This window comes from Thalassobaculum fulvum (assembly GCF_014652915.1).
In the GTDB taxonomy this organism is placed as follows: Bacteria; Pseudomonadota; Alphaproteobacteria; order Thalassobaculales; family Thalassobaculaceae; genus Thalassobaculum_A; species Thalassobaculum_A fulvum.
The window spans coordinates 25115-41407 of sequence record NZ_BMZS01000005.1 but is presented as its reverse complement, the minus strand read 5'-3'; the positions used below and the strand labels follow the sequence as shown (position 1 = coordinate 41407).

The following is a 16293-nucleotide window of genomic DNA, read 5'->3' as shown; positions in this document are numbered from 1 at the left end:
CGGTTAACCCGAGCGCCGCGCCGGTCATGCGGCACCGAGGCGCCGCGCGGTCTCGGCGACCGCCGAGGCGATGCCGTCGGCGATCATGTCGATCTCGCCGGCCGTGGCGATCAGCGGCGGCGCGACCATCACCCAGTCGCCGTCGCGGCCGGCGTTGGTGCGCCGCTGGTAGAGGATCAGCCCCTGTTCCATCGCCACCCGGGCGAGGGTGGCGCCGGCCACGGCGGACGGCGGGAACGGCGTCTTGGTCGCCTTGTCCGCCACCAGCTCGACCGCCAACAGCAGCCCCTTGCCGCGGACGTCGCCGACGATCGGCGAGCGTGCCATCAGGTCGTCGAGCCTAGCCCGCAGCCGCCCGCCCTGCTCGGCCGCATTGCCGACCAACCCGTTGTCCAGGGTCTCGTCCAGCACCGCCAGCCCGACGGCGCAGGCCAGCGGGTTCCCGAACGCCGTATGCCCGTGCATGAAACCGCCGCCGCTCGCCACCTCGGCGACCCGGTCGCGCGGCGCCAGCACCACCCCGAGCGGGAAGTACCCGGCCCCGGCCCCCTTGGCGAGCACCACCAGGTCCGGCCGGCAGTCCGGCCAGTGCTCGTGCGACAGGAACGCCCCGGTCCGGCCGCCGCCGCTCATCACCTCGTCGTGGATCAGCATGACCCCGTGCCGGGTGCAGATCTCGCGGACCCGCCGCATGTAGGCGGCGTGCGGCACCAGGGCGCCGGTTGCGAGCCCGCCGACCGGCTCCTGGATGAACGCCAGGACGGTCTCCGGCCCCTCGTCCAGGATCGTCCGCTCCAGCACCTCGGCGCAGTGCTCGGCCCAGCTCTCCTGGTCGAAGCCAGGCGGGATCCGGTAGGTGACCGGCGCCGGCACCTTGGGCATCGGCTTCATCAGCGGGCCGAACAGCTCGTGCGCGGTCGGGTCGCCGGTCACCGACAGGGCGCCGAGCGTGCCGCCATGGTACGACGGCTGCCGCGACACCACCTTCCAGCGCGCGGCCTCGCCGCGGGCGACCGCCATCTGGCGCGCCAGCTTGATCGCGGCCTCGTTCGCCTCGGACCCTCCGGACACCACGAACACCCGCTCGTAGCCGGGGCCGGCCGCGACCGCCAGCCGCTCGGCGAACAGCCGGTTGGCGGCGCTCTCGAAGCTCGCCGGGTTGGCGAAGGCGGCGGCCGCCGCCTGGGTCTGCAGGGCGGCCAGGACCCGCCGGTTGCCGTAGCCGATGTTGCAGGCGACCGGCCCGGAGCCGGCATCGACGTAACGGCGCCCGTCGGTATCCCACATGTAGATGCCTTCGGCCCTGGCGATCCGCGGCTTGGCCGGCGTTCCCGGCGGCGCCGCGAACACCTGGATCGGCTCGCCCCGCTCGAGGGTTCCGAGCGCCGGCGTCGGCTCCGCGATCCGGTCGTCCAGGGAATTGCGCAACAGCTCGGTCATGATCGGGTCCCCGTTCGAGAAGCTCCCGAGTGTGGCGAGCGCCGCAGCCTGCGCCAAGGCAATTCATGGACGGAGCGCGGCGAGGGAACCGCGCGGCGCTCCGGTGCCGGCAGGACGTCGAAATCGCGTCGAACGGCAGAATCGCCCATTGGATGTCGGGACATCTACGATAATAAGGACGCCACCCCTGCGACCACCGCGAGAAGGCCTCCGAAATGAAACGGCTCCTGATTACGATCGATGGAAGCGCCAACGACGCCACCTCCCTGAGGTCGGCCATGGCGCTGGCTCGCCGTCTGTCGGCCCAGCTCAGCGTCGTCTACACGGCCCTGCCGGCGGAGGCCTTCTACGGCTACGCCGAGACCACCGCCCCGGTGGTGTTCGACAACACCGAGGAGGCGGCGGCCGCCGCCCAGCGGGCGCGCGCGGCCTATGACGAGGTCTGCGCCGACTGGCCGGGCGCCGGCTGGTCGACCACCGACGAGCTGAGCGCCGACGCGATCGCCCGGCTGGGTCCGCTCGCCGACCTGGTGATCATGGAGCGGCTGTCCCAGGAAGAGGGACCGTCGGCCGCCGGCTTCAACGCCGCCCTGTTCGACGGCGCCGGGCCGGTCTACATCACGCCGCCGCAGCCGCTGCCGACGGTCGCCACCAACCCGGTGATCGCCTGGAACGGCAGCCGCGAGGCCTCGCTCGCGGTCAAGTCGGCGATGCCGCTGCTGCAGCTGGCGGGCCGCGCGACCGTGCTGACCGGCGAGGACGAATCGTCGGGCAGCGTCCGGGCCCTGAAGCAGTACCTCGACGCCTACGAGGTGCCGATGACCGTCCAGGGCTTCTCGTCCGGCCAGCTGACCGCCCGCGGCCGCGCCCGCGCGCTGCTCAAGGCGGCCGAGGGCCTGTCGGCCGACCTGCTGGTGATGGGCGGCTACGGCGAGAACGCCATGAGCGCCCTGTTCGGCCTGGGCCGGGCGACCCGCAAGATCGTCACCGCCGCGCGGATGCCGGTCCTGCTGCACCACTGAGCGAGCCCGGGCCGCGGTCCTGCGGTCCGAGGCAATCCGCGCCTCCTCGGCTATGATCGCGACGGTCACGGCCGGGGAGGAAGGGCTGCCATGCGCGACAAGATCGTATCCGCCGACGAAGCCGTCGCGGTGATCCGGGACGGCGACACGCTGGCCAACAGCGGGTTCGTCGGGATCGGCACGCCGGACGGCCTGCTGGCGGCGCTCGAGCGCCGGTTCCTGGAGACCGGCGGGCCGCGCGACCTGACCCTGGTGTTTGCGGCGGGCCAGGGCGACGGCAAGGACCGCGGCCTCAACCGCCTCGGCCACCCCGGGCTGGTGCGGCGCGCGATCGGCGGGCATTGGGGGCTGATCCCGAAGCTCGGCCGGCTGGCGCTCGACGACAGCATCGAGGCCTACAACCTGCCGCAGGGCTGCATCAGCCATCTGTATCGGGCGATCGCCGGCGGCAAGCCCGGCATCCTGACCCGCGTCGGCCTCGGCACCTTCGTCGACCCCCGGCTGGACGGCGGCCGGATCAACGCCCGCACCACCGAGCCGCTGGTCGAGGTTATCGAGACCGGCGGCGAGGAGTGGCTGTTCTACCGGGCGTTCCCGATCAACATCGCGTTCCTGCGCGCCACCACCGCCGACGCCGCCGGCAACCTGACCATGGAGCGCGAGGCCCTGACCCTTGACGCGCTGGCGATGGCGACCGCGGCGCGCAACTCCGGCGGCCTGGTGATCGCCCAGGTCGAGCGGGTCGCCGAGGCCGGGTCGCTGCACCCGCGCCAGGTGAAGGTACCGGGCGCGCTGGTCGACTGCGTGGTGGTGGCCGAGCCGGAGCACCACCGCCAGACCTACGCGACCGCCTACAACCCGGCGTTCTCCGGCGAGATCCGGGTGCCGATCGCCGACGGCGCGGGCATGGCGCTGACCGAGCGCAAGGTGATCGCGCGCCGCGCCGCCCTCGAACTGGCGGCCAACGCCGTGGTCAACCTCGGGATCGGCATGCCCGAGGGCGTGGCAGCGGTCGCCGCCGAGGAGAAGATCCTCAAATACCTGACGCTCACCGCCGAGCCCGGGGTGATCGGCGGGCTGCCGGCGAGCGGCCTCGACTTCGGGGCCGCCGCCAACACCGACGCGGTGATCGACCAGAACCAGCAGTTCGACTTCTACGACGGTGGCGGCCTCGACCTGGCCTGCCTGGGGATGGCCGAGACCGACCGCGAGGGCAACGTCAACGTCAGCCGGTTCGGGCCCAAGCTGGCCGGCGCCGGCGGCTTCATCAACATCTCGCAGAACGCCCGCCGCCTGGTGTTCGTCGGCACCTTCACCGCCGGCGGGCTGGAGGTCGCGATCGAGGACGGCAAGCTGCGAATCGTGACCGAGGGCCGCTCGCCGAAGTTCGTCGAGGCGGTCCAGCAGATCACCTTCGCCGGCCGGCGCGCCGCCGCCCGCGGCCAACCGGTGCTGTACGTCACCGAGCGGGCGGTGTTCCGGCTCGACCCGGACGGGCTGCGGCTGACCGAGGTCGCCCCCGGCATCGACCTGGAGCGCGACGTGCTGGCCCGCATGGGCTTCCGGCCGCTGATCGACACGGTCGCCGGGATGGACGCCCGGCTGTTCCGCGACGCACCGATGGGCCTGGAGCCGGACCTGGTCGGCGTGCCGATCGCCGACCGCCTGCAGTTCGACGCCGCCACCGGCACCCTGTTCCTGAACTTCGAGGGCATGGCGATCCGCACGCCGGGCGACGTCCGCGCGGTCGAGGAGGCGGTCGAGGCCCGCTGCCGCGCCATCGGCCGCAAGGTCCACGCCGTGGTCAACTACGACAACGTGACCGTCGCCGAACCGGTGCTCGACGCCTGGGCGGCGATGAGCGCCCGGGTCTCGGCCGCCCGCTACGAGACGGTTCGGCGCTACACCACCAGCGCCTTCATGCGGCTGAAGCTGGGCGCCGCCCTGTCGGCCCGCGGTGTCGCCCCGCATGTCTTCGAGAGCCGCGAGGAGGCCCAGGCCGCGAGCGGCGCCTGAGCCGCGGGGCGACCCCGAACGCGCCGATCCTCCGACGAAACCAGGATAGATGTTGTACAAACGGGGAATTCATCATACAATATTTTGACTGATCATCTCGTTCGCCGACCGTGTCGATTTCGAGCTTCAGACCCGGTCGACCCCGGTTCCGTCGCTGCCCCGGCGGCGGAAGTCGGGAGTGGCGGGGTCCCCTCGCCGTCACTCCGTCCACCCTGTGAAGCTCCTAGGACGACCCTCTGTCGTCCAACCTCTCGGGTGCGCCGACCATCGTGGCGCACCCGGTTTTTTGGGCACGACTGCCCGGCACCTGCGGCACGACATCCGGCCCGTTCCCCGCTGGCGTCGCCCCCCTGTTGGCGGGTAGGCTCCGGCCGAGACACCGATCCACCGAACCAGGAGTGACGCCATGGCCGGCACCGTCGACGGACGCCTGAAGGAACTGGGCATCGAGATCCCGACCCCCGCCGCCCCCGCCGCCAACTACATCCCGTTCGTGAAGTCCGGCAACCTGGTCTTCGTGTCAGGCCAGATCCCGCTGGTCGCCGGCAAGATCGAGGGCATCGGCAAGGTCGGCAAGGACCTGACCACCGAGCAGGCCAAGGGCATCGCCCGGATCTGCGCCATCAACCTGATCGCCCAGGCCAAGGCGGCTTGCGACGGCGACCTCGACCGGGTCGTGCGGGTGGTCAAGGTCGGTGGGTTCGTGAACTGCGTCGACGGCTACACCGAGCAGCCCGAGGTGGTGAACGGCGCGTCCGACCTGATGGTCGACGTGTTCGGCGACAAGGGCCGGCACTCGCGCTTCGCGGTCGGCACCAACGCCCTGCCGCGCGGCGTCGCGGTCGAGGTCGAGGCGGTGTTCGAGATCGCCTGAGCGGCACCGGCCCTGAACAGTACCGGGGAGACACATGCCGGACGGTGACGACACCGGCGGCGGGATCGAGGCGGCGGTCAAGGTGCTGCCCGGCATCGGCGACGTCGATGCCGCGGACTGGGATGCCTGCGCCGGCACCGCCAACCCGTTCCTGAGCCACGCCTTCCTGTCGGCGCTGGAGGACAGCGGGGCGGTCACCGCGGAGACCGGCTGGCTGCCCCGGCATCTGGTGGTCGAGGACGCCGGCGGCCGCGTCGTCGGCGCCATGCCGCTGTACCTCAAGGGCCACTCCTACGGCGAGTACGTGTTCGACTGGGGCTGGGCCGACGCCTACGAGCGGGCCGGCGGGCAGTACTTCCCGAAGCTGCTGTCGGCGGTGCCGTTCACCCCGGTGCCCGGGCCGCGGATGCTGGTCAGGCCCGGGGTCGACCGCGGTCGGGTCGAGGAGGTGCTGGCCGGCGGCGTGGTCGGGCTGGTCGACCGGCTCGGGATCTCGTCGGCACATGTGAACTTCCTGCCGCGCGCGCAGTGGGAGCGGTTCGGCGAGTTCGGCTTCCTGCAGCGCACCGGGCTGCAGTACCACTGGTCGAACGCCGGCTATGCCGACTTCGACGCCTTCCTGGCCGCCCTGTCCTCGCGCAAGCGCAAGGCGATCCGCAAGGAACGCCGCGAGGTCGCCGAGAGCGGCCTGACCATCCGCCGGCTGATCGGGCGCGACATCGAGGACCGGCACTGGGACGCGTTCTTCCGGTTCTACATCGACACCTCCGACCGCAAGTGGGGGTCGCCCTACCTGAACCGCCGGTTCTTCGCCCTGCTGGGCGAGCGGCTGTCGGAGCGGGTCCTGCTGGTGGTCGTCGAGCGCGACGGCGAGCCGGTCGCCGGCGCCCTCAACCTGATCGGCGACGACACCCTGTACGGCCGCAACTGGGGCTGTACCGAGGACTACCGCTTCCTGCATTTCGAGGCCTGCTACTATCAGGCCATCGACTTCGCCATCGAGCGCGGACTGGCCAAGGTCGAGGCCGGCGCCCAGGGCCCGCACAAGCTGCAGCGCGGCTATCTGCCGGTCGAGACCTACAGCGCCCACCTGATCGCCGATCCGCGCCTGCGCGAGGCGGTCGCCGACTTCCTGGTCCGCGAGCGCCGCCAGGTCACCCGCGAGCGGCAGATGCTGGAGGCCGAGTCGCCGTTTCGGAAGGACGCCTGACCCCCCTGTTGCTGCAGTGCAACACGTAATCGAAACCTGCCATGAAACGGTCACACCCGCCTTGCACCCGGCGGCGCGATTCCCAATATGCATGGTGTCGACTGGTCACCGCGCGTGACCGGCGAGTGATATTTCGGCAATGACGAACGTGAAGGGAGGTCGCATCATGCGCGACACTCATGTGCTGACGCCGCGCGAGGCGGCGGAGCAGACGGGCCTCGGGCTCGAGACGGTTCTGCAGCTGGCCGCCAACCACGCCGGCGTTTCGACGGTGGTTGCCGAGGCCGTTCGTATCGACCCGTGGGCCCTTGAGTCCGCGCTGTCGACCGAAGGCTTCAAGAAGGCCGCCTGATCGCGGCTGATGCTGCCGGCCGCCCACGCGGCCGGAAAATGCCTTTGCACGAGCCCCGCCCCGGCGGGGCTTTTGTGTTTCCGGCCCCATCGCGGACCGGCCGGAAGCGGGGGCCGGCACGATTCGGGCTTTGTCGGCCCGGCAAGCAGGGGCACTCTCTCCCGGTCGCCAGCGGGAGGACGATCATGAGCGCGAACCAGAACACCGTCCCTGAGCACCTGAAGTCGATCCATGTCCGGCCGCAGCACATGGAATGGCGCAAGACGGCCTTCGAGGGCTGCGAGATGAAGCCGCTCTACGTCGATCGCGAGACCGGCGTGCTGACGGTGCTGCTGCGGATGGCGCCCGGCGCCACCCTGCCCGACCACGAGCACGTCTTCACCGAGCAGACCTACATGCTGGAGGGTCGTCTCGAGGACAAGGAAGGCCCCGAGAAGGGCCTGTCGGTCGGCCCCGGCGAGTACGTCGCCCGCCCCGCCGGCAGCCGGCACGCCGCCTGGTGCCCGGAAGGCGGGCTGATGGTCGCGTTCTTCCAGATGCCGAACAAGTTCTTCAGCGAGGGCGGCGACGTCGTCGACTTCCTGGGCAAGGACTGGGAGGCCGAGTGGGGCACGGCCTACGCGCGCTCCCAGAAGCGCTGACGACTGCACCCGAACGACAACGGGCGGCCCCGAGGGCCGCCCGCCATGCTTTTCGGTCCCGGCGGTTACAGGTTACTCGACCAGTTCCGGAACCTTGGTCGAGCCACCGCCGTCCGGACCGCCGTCCGAGCCGTCGCCGCCCGAGGACGGGCGCTTGCGGGGCTTCGGCTCCTCGCCGATGTCGAACACCAGCCCGTCGTCGACCATGTCGACCCGCACCAAGCCGCCCTTGACCAGCTTGCCGAACAGCAATTCCTCGGCCAGCGGCTTCTTGACGTGCTCCTGGATGATCCGGGCCAGCGGTCGGGCGCCGTAGAGACGGTCGTAGCCCTTCTCGCCGAGCCAGTTGCGGGCCGCCGGGGTCAGCTCGATCGACACGCCGCGGTCGGCCAGCTGGGCCTCCAGCTGCATGACGAACTTGTCGACCACGCGGCCGATGGTCTCCGGCGCCAGCGGCTTGAAGCCGACGATGGCGTCCAGCCGGTTGCGGAACTCCGGCGTGAACATCCGGTTGATCGCCTCGGTGTCGTCGCCCTCGCGCACCGTCCGCCCGAAGCCGATCGCCTCCTTGGCGAGGTCGGCGGCACCGGCGTTGGTGGTCATGATCAGGATGACGTTGCGGAAGTCGACCGTCTTGCCGTTGTGGTCGGTCAGCTTGCCGTGGTCCATGACCTGCAGCAGCACGTTGAACAGGTCCGGATGCGCCTTCTCGATCTCGTCGAGCAGCAGCACGCAGTGCGGGTGCTGGTCGATCTGGTCGGTCAGCAGGCCGCCCTGGTCGAACCCGACATAGCCCGGCGGGGCGCCGATCAGCCGGCTGACGCTGTGCCGCTCCATGTACTCCGACATGTCGAAGCGGATCAGCTCGACCCCCATGATGTGCGCGAGCTGGCGCGCCACCTCGGTCTTGCCGACGCCGGTCGGGCCGGAGAACAGGTAGCTGCCGATCGGCTTCTCCGGCTCGCGCAGGCCGGCCCGGGCCAGCTTGATCGCGGTCGCCAGCGAGGCGATCGCCGCGTCCTGGCCGAACACCACGGTCTTCAGGTCGCGCTCAAGGTTGGCGAGCACAGTCTTGTCGTCGGTCGAGACGCTCTTCGGCGGGATCCGGGCGATCTTCGCCACCACCTCCTCGACCTCCTTGACGCCGATGGTCTTGCGGCGCTTGGAGACCGGCAGCAGCATCTGCGCAGCCCCGACCTCGTCGATCACGTCGATCGCCTTGTCCGGGAGCTTGCGGTCGCCGATGTACTTGGCCGACAGCTCGACCGCGGTCTTCAGGGCGTCGGTCGTGTAGCGGACGTTGTGGTGCTTCTCGTAGTACGGCTTCAGGCCCTTGAGGATCTTGATCGAGTCGTCGATCGACGGCTCGTTCACGTCGATCTTCTGGAACCGCCGCACCAGCGCCCGGTCCTTCTCGAAATAGCCGCGGTATTCCTTGTAGGTGGTCGAGCCGATGCAGCGCAGCCCGCCCGACTGCAGCGCCGGCTTCAGCAGGTTGGAGGCGTCCATGGCGCCGCCGGAGGTCGCGCCGGCGCCGATCACGGTGTGGATCTCGTCGATGAACAGAACCGCGTGCGGGTTCTGCTCGAGCTCGTTGACCACCGCCTTCAGACGCTCCTCGAAGTCGCCGCGGTAGCGGGTACCGGCCAGCAGCGCCCCCATGTCGAGGGCGTAGATCACGGCGTCGATCAGCACGTCCGGCACGTCGCCGTCGACGATCCGCTTGGCCAGGCCCTCGGCGATCGCGGTCTTGCCGACCCCGGGGTCGCCGACGAACAGCGGGTTGTTCTTGGTGCGCCGGCACAGGATCTGGATGGTCCGCTCGACCTCGGCCTCGCGGCCGATCAGCGGGTCGATCTTGCCGGACGCCGCCTTCTTGTTCAGGTCCACGCAGTAGGCGTCGAGCGCCTCGTGGCCCTGCTTGTTGACCTGGTCGGCCTTGGCGTTCTCGTCGGCGCCGTCGACCGGCTTGCGCTGCTCGGCGCCGGCCTGGCCGTGCACCTTGGCGATGCCGTGGCTGATGTAGCTGACCGCGTCGAACCGGGTCATCTCCTGCTCCTGCAGGAAGTAGACCGCGTGGCTCTCGCGCTCGGACAGCAGCGCCACCATGACGTTGGCGCCGGTCACCTCCTCGCGGCCGGACGACTGGACGTGGATGACCGCGCGCTGGACCACGCGCTGGAAGCCGGCGGTCGGCTTGGCGTCCTCCATCGAGGCGCCGACCAGCCCGTTCAACTCGGTGTCGATGTAGGTCATCAGGTCGTGCCGCAGCTTGTCGACGTCGACACCGCAGGCCTTGAGCACGGCAAGCGCGTCCTGGTCCTCGGTCAACGCGTACAGCAGGTGCTCGAGCGTCGCGTACTCGTGGTGTTTCTCGTTCGCGATGCCGAGGGCGCGGTGCAGGCTCTGTTCCAGGTTCTTGGAGAGCATGATGTCAATCTTTCTCCAGGGTGCACTGAAGCGGGTGCTGATGCTGGCGTGCGAAATCCATCACCTGGGTCACCTTGGTTTCGGCTACCTCGTACGTATAGACCCCGCAGATGCCGACGCCCCGCTGGTGCACGTGCAGCATGATCCGGGTCGCCTCCTCCCGACTCTTTCCGAAAAACCTTTCGATGACGTGAACGACGAACTCCATCGGCGTGTAGTCGTCGTTCAGCATGATGACCTTGTACATCGACGGCTTCTTGGTCTTCGGGCGCGTCTTGACCACCACGCCCGTGGTGGGACGGCCGCCGGTACCGCGATCGTCGTCGCTCATCGCAACAATCCGCAAAGGGTTGGTTCGTGTGGGAATCACTGTCCTCCACCTCGACTGGCGATCAGCATAGGAGATTTGCCAGGGCTCGCGAAAGGGGGGGACCCAAGGCGCTCCGCCGCAGGTCCGGCCGCGGCGTCCGGGGACCCGCGACGCTGGCTGGTATATGGCGTGTGCAGGCGCAACAAAAAAGGCCCGGCCGAAATCGGCCGGGCCTTTTCGCGCCGCCGCGCGGGCGGCGGAGTCGTCGGAGCGTGCGGTGCCGCTCAGGCAGCGAGCGGACGGCTCAGGGTCTCGACGGTCTCGTCGACCCGGGCCTTCAGCGGCTCGATCGCCTCGCTGGCGGTCTTCACCGACATCTCGGAGAGCTTGGTGCTCTCGGCCACGAACGAGTCGAAGGCCGACTTGGTGAAGGTGTTCTGCAGGTCGACGACCTCGTTCAGCGACTTGGCGCCGAGCACCTGCTTGCCGAACGCCATCGAGGAGTCGACGGTGCCCTGGGTGTAGGTCATCCAGGCCTTGGACAGGTCCTCGAAGCCCTTCGACAGGATCCCGAACGACTTCGAGACCGCCTCGTAGTTGCCCTGGGCCAGAGTGTTGACCTGCTCGTAGCCCTTGAACAGGGTCTGCGAGGCCTTCTCGACGTTGTCCTTCGCCATCGACATCGCCTGCTCCATGTTCTTCTGGGCGGCGTCCTGGCCGATCTTGGTCATCTGCTCGAAGGTCTCCTTGCCCGCGGTGACCGCGGCGTCGACGGGCGTGGCCGTCGCAGTGCTCTTCTTGGTGCTCATGTCTCGCTCCATCGTCCTGGGGAATTCGTCGGTTGCGGCTTGTGCAGCGCAACATGACGGGGAAGATAGTTAATCCGCCGCCAGGGTCAAGGGTAAATTTGTGCAGCGCACAAAAATCTCGAAAGCGAGGGAAATCCTTGTGGTACGAGCCAACGGAGCGGTTCCGGCTTTCGCATCTGCGTCACCCCGGGAACACCACCTTGCCCAACGGGGCCCGACCGACAGTATAACCTTCAAATCAATTGCTTATGGACAAATGCTGAGACGGCGTCTAGGATTCGACAGTTCGTCGGGGTGCGGGGCGGGGTCCCGGTGCCGGCGGATCAGGTTCGACGACGGCATCCGGGGGACATTGTCATGACGCGGCGCAGCGTCCGGATACTGGCTACTATTGCGCTCGGGCTGATCTGGCTGGCGACGGCGGTGCCGGCCCATGCCGCGAACAAGTACGCCGCGCTCATCCTCGACGCCGATACCGGAACGGTGCTGTTCGAGCGTCATGCCAAGGCCCAGCGGCACCCGGCGTCGCTCACCAAGATCATGACCCTGTATATGCTGTTCGACGCGCTGAAGGACGGCCGCGTCGGCCTCGAAGACCGCTTGAAGGTCTCCACGCACGCCGCCGCCCAGCCGCCCTCCAACCTGCACCTGCGGGCCGGCGACACCATCCGCGTCGAGGACGCCATCCTGGCCCTGGTGACTAAGTCCGCCAACGACGTGGCGGTGGTGGTCGCCGAGGCGCTGGGCGGCACCGAGTACAAGTTCGCCCGCCAGATGACCCAGCGGGCGCGGCAACTCGGCATGCGGAGCACCACCTTCCGCAACGCCTCCGGCCTGCACGACGGACGCCAGGTGACCACCGCCTACGACATGGCCATGCTGGCGCTGGCGGTCCGTCGGGATTTCCCGCAGGAGTACGGCTACTTCGCGACCCGCCGCTTCGACTGGAAGGGGCGGGCGTACAACAACCACAACAAGCTGCTCGGCCACTACCGCGGCACCGACGGCATCAAGACCGGCTACATCGGCGCCTCCGGGTTCAACCTGGTCGCCTCGGTCGAGCGCAACGGCCGGCGGCTGATCGGCGTGGTGTTCGGCGGCAAGACCGGCTCGCGGCGCGACCGCCACATGAAGCGGCTCCTGGACTCCGGTTTCAAGAAGGCCGCCGACATCCGGGTCGCCGAGATCGTCGTTCCGCCGCTGCCGTCGCCCCGGCCCGACCGCGAGGTGCGGGTCGCGGACGCCGACACCAGTGCCCGGGTGAGCGCCGAGGCCGCTTCCCTGCTGCCGCCGCTGCCGGTTCCGGCCCCCGAGTTCGAATCCGGCTCACGCGACGAGGGCGTCGAATGGGGCATCCAGGTCGGGGCCTACGCCACCGAGCTGCGCGCCCAGCGCTCGATCGCCCTGGCCCGCGGCCATCTCGTGGAGCTGCTGACCGGCGCCGACGCCCTGGTCGAGCCCCTCGACCGCCGCACCGGCACCATCTACCGCGCCCGGTTGCTCGGCCTCAGCGAGCAGGAGGCCCGCTCCGCCTGCCTCAGCCTGAAGCGCCGCCAGCTGCCCTGCGTCCCGGTTCCCGCGCGCGCCGACATCGAGCTGGCGGCCGGCCCCAAGGGCTGATCCGCCGGCACGCGGGGACCCTGGCCGGCCCCCGCGCACCCGCAGGTCAGGCCGCCCGGACCTCGGGCTCCGCCAGGACCTCGAGACAGGCCCTGGCGGCCTCAGCCCCCTTCACCGCCATGTGCTCCGCGAAGAACCCGCGGTGCTCGGCATGCTCATGGAAGTGATGCGGCGTCAGCACGACCGACAGCACCGGAACCCGGGTCTCCAGCTGCACGGTCATCAGCCCGTTCAGCACGGCGTTGGCCACGAACTCGTGGCGGTAGATTCCGCCGTCGACCACCAGGGCATTGGCCACCACCGCCCGGTAGCGGCCGCTGTCGGCGAGCAGCCGGGCGCGCAGCGGGATCTCGAAGGCGCCCGGCACCCGGACCAGGTCGATGGACCCCGACGGCCACCCGCCATCGGCCATGGTGGCGGCGAACGCCCGCCAGGCATGCTCGAGCAGGTCGGCGTGCCAGCCCGCCCGCACGAAGGCGATGCGGCCGCCGGGCTGGGTGTTTTCGGTTAGGCTCTGATTCATGGTTCGCTCCATGCTTGGATCCAGAATCAGGGCGCACGGGAGCATGCGGCGAGCGCACGGACGGCCTCGCCGAAAGACCCGTTCTCTTCCATCCGGACTGTGACCGTCGGCTTCGGAATCGCACCGAATCTGCTGACCCCGCCGCCGGTCGGCGCCGGGCGCTCGCGGGCTGCGGCCCCGCTCGTCGAGCGGGGCCATCACCGCCGGTGGGGACTTCCACCCCGCCCCGAGAACGCTGCCGTCCCGACACCGGGACGGCCGGTCCATGCTAGCATGGAACCGGCGGCCGGGAAGCCGGCCGGTGTGCTCAGAAGCTGGCCGGAGCGGCGATCCCGATGGCGTCGAGGGCCGCGCGAAGCTGGGCTTTCAGGCGCTCCAGCCCCGCCTCGGTCTTGGACTCGCAGCGCGCCACCAGCACGTCCTGGGTGTTCGACGCCCGCAGCAGCCACCAGCCATCGGCCGACGACACCCGCACGCCGTCGACGGCGTTGACCTGCACGCCCTCGCGGCCGGCAAGCGCCGCCTTGACCTCGTCGACCGCCGCGAACTTGCGCTCCTCCGGGCACGGGAACCGGACCTCCGGGGTGTTCAGCACGTCCGGCAGCTCGTCGCGCATCGCCGACACCGGCCGGTCGGCCCGGGCCAGCAGCGACAGCAGGCGGATCGCCGCGTACAGCGCGTCATCGAACCCGTAGTAGCGGTCCTTGAAGAACAGGTGGCCGCTCATCTCGCCGGCCAGCGGCGCCCCGGTCTCGGCCATCTTGGTCTTGATCAGCGAATGGCCGGTCCGCCACATCAGCGGCTTGCCGCCGAGCTCGGCGATCCGGTCGAACAGCACCTGGCTGGCCTTGACGTCGGCGATGATCGTCGAGCCCGGCCTCTCGGCCAGGATCTCGGTGGCGTAGATCGCGACCAGCTGATCGCCCCACAGCACCCGGCCCTTCTCGTCGATGACGCCGAGGCGGTCGCCGTCGCCGTCGAAGGCGATGCCCAGGTCGGCCTTCGCCCCGGCCACCGCCTCGCGCAGGATCTCGAGGGTCTCCGGCACCGTCGGGTCGGGGTGGTGGTTCGGGAAGGTCCCGTCGACCTCGGGGAACAGCACCTTGTGGGTGCCCGGCAGGCGTGCGGCGAGTGCTTCGACCACCGGACCGGTGGCGCCGTTGCCGCAGTCCCAGACCACGGTCAGCGGCCGGCCGGGACGGTAGTCCTGCAGCAGCCGGTCGGTGTAGGCGCCCAGCAGGTCGACGTCCTCGACCCCGCCCTCGCCCTCGGCATAGGCGCCTTCGGCGGCGATCGGGCCGAGCCGCTGGATGTCGGCGCCGAAGAACGGCCGGGTGCCGATCATCATCTTGAAGCCGTTGTAGTCCGGCGGGTTGTGCGACCCGGTGATCATGATCCCGCCGTCGGCCTTGAGCTGGTAGACCGCGAAATACAGCGCCGGGGTCGGGCAGCCGCCGACCCGCAGCACGTCGATCCCGGCAGCCCTGAGGCCGCGCACCACCGCCGCCTCCATGTCCGGCGACGACAGCCGGCCGTCGCGGCCGACCGCCACCCGCCGGCCGCCCTCGGCTGCGACGCAGGTGCCGAACGCCCGGCCGAGCGCCTCGGCATCGGTCGGCGACAGGGTCTTGCCGACGACTCCGCGGACGTCGTACTCGCGCAGGATGGTCGGGTCGAAACGATGCGCGCCGATCATTGGGCGGCCTCCGAGGCGGCGCGGGCCGGCCGGTCGGTGCCGCGGCCGACGCAGGTGTATTCGAACCCGGCCGCCCGCATGTCCTTCGGGTCGTAGACGTTGCGCAGGTCGACGACGACCGGCGCCTTCAGCAGCTTCTTCATGCGGGCCAGGTCGAGGGCGCGGAACTCGTTCCACTCGGTCACGATCGCCACCGCGTCGGCCCCGTCCATCGCCTCGTAGGCGCTCTGTCCGTACTCGATGCCGTCCATCAGCTTGGCCGCCTCGTCCATGCCCTCGGGATCGTAGGCCCGCACCGTGGCACCGGCCGCCAGCAGCGCCGGCACGATGTCGAGCGCGGGGCTGTCGCGCATGTCGTCGGTGTTCGGCTTGAAGGTCAGGCCGAGCACCGCGACGGTCTTGCCGGCGACCGAGCCGCCGCAGGCCGCGACGATCCGGTCGGCCATGGCCTGCTTGCGGCGGTCGTTGACGTCCACCACGGTCTCGATGATGCGCAGCGGCGCGCCGTAGTCCTGGGCGGTCTTGACCAGGGCCAGGGTGTCCTTCGGGAAGCAGGAGCCGCCGTAGCCGGGGCCCGGGTGCAGGAACTTGCGCCCGATGCGGCCGTCCAGCCCGATCCCGCGGGCGACGTCGTGCACGTCGGCCCCGACCTTCTCGCACAGGTCGGCGATCTCGTTGATGAAGGTGATCTTGGTCGCCAGGAAGGTGTTGGCGGCGTACTTGATCATCTCGCTGGTCTCCAGCGACGTGAAGACGATCGGCGTCTCGATCAGGTACAGCGGCCGGTACAACCCCCGCATCACCTCCTGCGCCCGCTCCGACTCGCAGCCGATCACCACCCGGTCCGGCCGCATGAAGTCGTTGATCGCCGCCCCCTCGCGCAGGAACTCCGGGTTCGAGCAGACGTCGAACCGGGCGTCGGGCCGGCGCTCGCGGATGATCGCCTCGACCTCGCGGCCGGTGCCGACCGGCACGGTCGACTTGGTGACCACGACCGTGTAGCCGTCCATGGTGTCGGCGATCTCGCGGGCGGCGGCATAGACGTAGGACAGGTCGGCATGGCCGTCGCCGCGGCGGCTCGGCGTGCCGACCGCGATGAACACCGCATCGGCCCCGGCCATCCCCTCGCGAAGGTCGGTGGTGAACGACAGGCGCCCGGCCTTCACGTTGCCCTCGACCAGCTGATCGAGCCCGGGCTCGAAGATCGGGATCTCGCCGGCCTTCAGACGCTGGATCTTGCCGGCGTCCTTGTCGACGCAGCACACGTCGACCCCGAACTCCGAGAAGCACGCGCCGGTGACGAGGCCGACATAGCCGGTGCCGATCATCGCGATGCGCATGGATGGTCTC

The 16293-nt window shown here is 70.0% G+C and carries 14 protein-coding genes and 1 riboswitch; of the genes, 7 read left to right on the top strand and 7 right to left on the bottom strand.

Features of this window, described 5'->3' with window-relative positions:
- Nucleotides 1-24: 24 nt before the first annotated feature.
- Nucleotides 25-1440, bottom strand: coding sequence for an aminotransferase family protein (locus IE246_RS11900; RefSeq protein ID WP_189989747.1), 1416 nt, complete (start codon nt 1438-1440; stop codon nt 25-27).
- Between the two features lie 215 nt (nt 1441-1655).
- Here IE246_RS11900 and IE246_RS11895 point away from each other — a divergent pair, with 215 nt between their 5' ends.
- The 6 genes from IE246_RS11895 (at nt 1656) to IE246_RS11870 (ending at nt 7555) form a co-directional block, all read left to right on the top strand.
- Nucleotides 1656-2462 carry a universal stress protein gene (locus IE246_RS11895; protein ID WP_189989746.1) on the top strand — a complete coding sequence of 269 codons (807 nt, stop codon included), beginning with the start codon at nt 1656-1658 and terminating at the stop codon, nt 2460-2462.
- Nucleotides 2463-2552: 90 nt separating this feature from the next.
- Nucleotides 2553-4478 (top strand): acyl CoA:acetate/3-ketoacid CoA transferase, encoded by a 1926-nt coding sequence (locus tag IE246_RS11890; protein WP_189989743.1) that lies wholly within the window; start codon nt 2553-2555, stop codon nt 4476-4478.
- Nucleotides 4479-4884: 406 nt separating this feature from the next.
- A complete protein-coding gene (locus IE246_RS11885; RefSeq protein ID WP_189989741.1) occupies nt 4885-5352 on the top strand; it encodes a RidA family protein in 468 nt (155 codons plus the stop codon).
- Nucleotides 5353-5386: 34 nt separating this feature from the next.
- A complete protein-coding gene (locus tag IE246_RS11880; RefSeq protein WP_189989739.1) occupies nt 5387-6562 on the top strand; it encodes a GNAT family N-acetyltransferase in 1176 nt (391 codons plus the stop codon).
- A 166-nt stretch (nt 6563-6728) separates the two neighbouring features.
- Complete coding sequence (locus IE246_RS11875) at nt 6729-6914, top strand: hypothetical protein (protein WP_189989737.1); 186 nt, start codon at nt 6729-6731, stop codon at nt 6912-6914.
- 185 nt (nt 6915-7099) lie between these two features.
- Nucleotides 7100-7555, top strand: coding sequence for a cupin domain-containing protein (locus IE246_RS11870; RefSeq protein WP_189989736.1), 456 nt, complete (start codon nt 7100-7102; stop codon nt 7553-7555).
- 72 nt (nt 7556-7627) lie between these two features.
- On the opposite strand, the gene clpA is transcribed toward IE246_RS11870, so the two are convergent.
- The 3 genes from clpA to IE246_RS11855 form a co-directional block, all read right to left on the bottom strand.
- Nucleotides 7628-9985, bottom strand: a complete 2358-nt coding sequence (gene clpA / locus IE246_RS11865) for an ATP-dependent Clp protease ATP-binding subunit ClpA (RefSeq protein WP_189989734.1) — start codon at nt 9983-9985, stop codon at nt 7628-7630.
- Between the two features lie 4 nt (nt 9986-9989).
- Nucleotides 9990-10316 (bottom strand): ATP-dependent Clp protease adapter ClpS, encoded by a 327-nt coding sequence (gene clpS, locus IE246_RS11860; RefSeq protein WP_189989732.1) that lies wholly within the window; start codon nt 10314-10316, stop codon nt 9990-9992.
- A 263-nt stretch (nt 10317-10579) separates the two neighbouring features.
- Nucleotides 10580-11104, bottom strand: coding sequence for a phasin family protein (locus tag IE246_RS11855; protein WP_189989729.1), 525 nt, complete (start codon nt 11102-11104; stop codon nt 10580-10582).
- Between the two features lie 357 nt (nt 11105-11461).
- Between IE246_RS11855 and IE246_RS11850 the strand changes: the two genes are divergently transcribed.
- Nucleotides 11462-12724 carry a D-alanyl-D-alanine carboxypeptidase family protein gene (locus IE246_RS11850; protein WP_189989727.1) on the top strand — a complete coding sequence of 421 codons (1263 nt, stop codon included), beginning with the start codon at nt 11462-11464 and terminating at the stop codon, nt 12722-12724.
- Nucleotides 12725-12770: 46 nt separating this feature from the next.
- Here IE246_RS11850 and IE246_RS11845 read toward each other — a convergent pair whose 3' ends face one another.
- From IE246_RS11845 to IE246_RS11835, 3 genes are all read right to left on the bottom strand, one after another.
- A complete protein-coding gene (locus IE246_RS11845) occupies nt 12771-13247 on the bottom strand; it encodes a 6,7-dimethyl-8-ribityllumazine synthase (protein ID WP_189989725.1) in 477 nt (158 codons plus the stop codon).
- Between the two features lie 76 nt (nt 13248-13323).
- Nucleotides 13324-13485: riboswitch (FMN riboswitch) on the bottom strand.
- A gap of 69 nt (nt 13486-13554) precedes the next feature.
- Nucleotides 13555-14943 carry a phosphoglucomutase/phosphomannomutase PgmG gene (pgmG, locus tag IE246_RS11840; protein WP_189989723.1) on the bottom strand — a complete coding sequence of 463 codons (1389 nt, stop codon included), beginning with the start codon at nt 14941-14943 and terminating at the stop codon, nt 13555-13557.
- A complete protein-coding gene (locus tag IE246_RS11835) occupies nt 14940-16283 on the bottom strand; it encodes a UDP-glucose dehydrogenase family protein (protein WP_189989722.1) in 1344 nt (447 codons plus the stop codon). Before IE246_RS11835 ends, pgmG begins: the two co-directional genes overlap by 4 nt.
- Nucleotides 16284-16293: the final 10 nt, after the last annotated feature.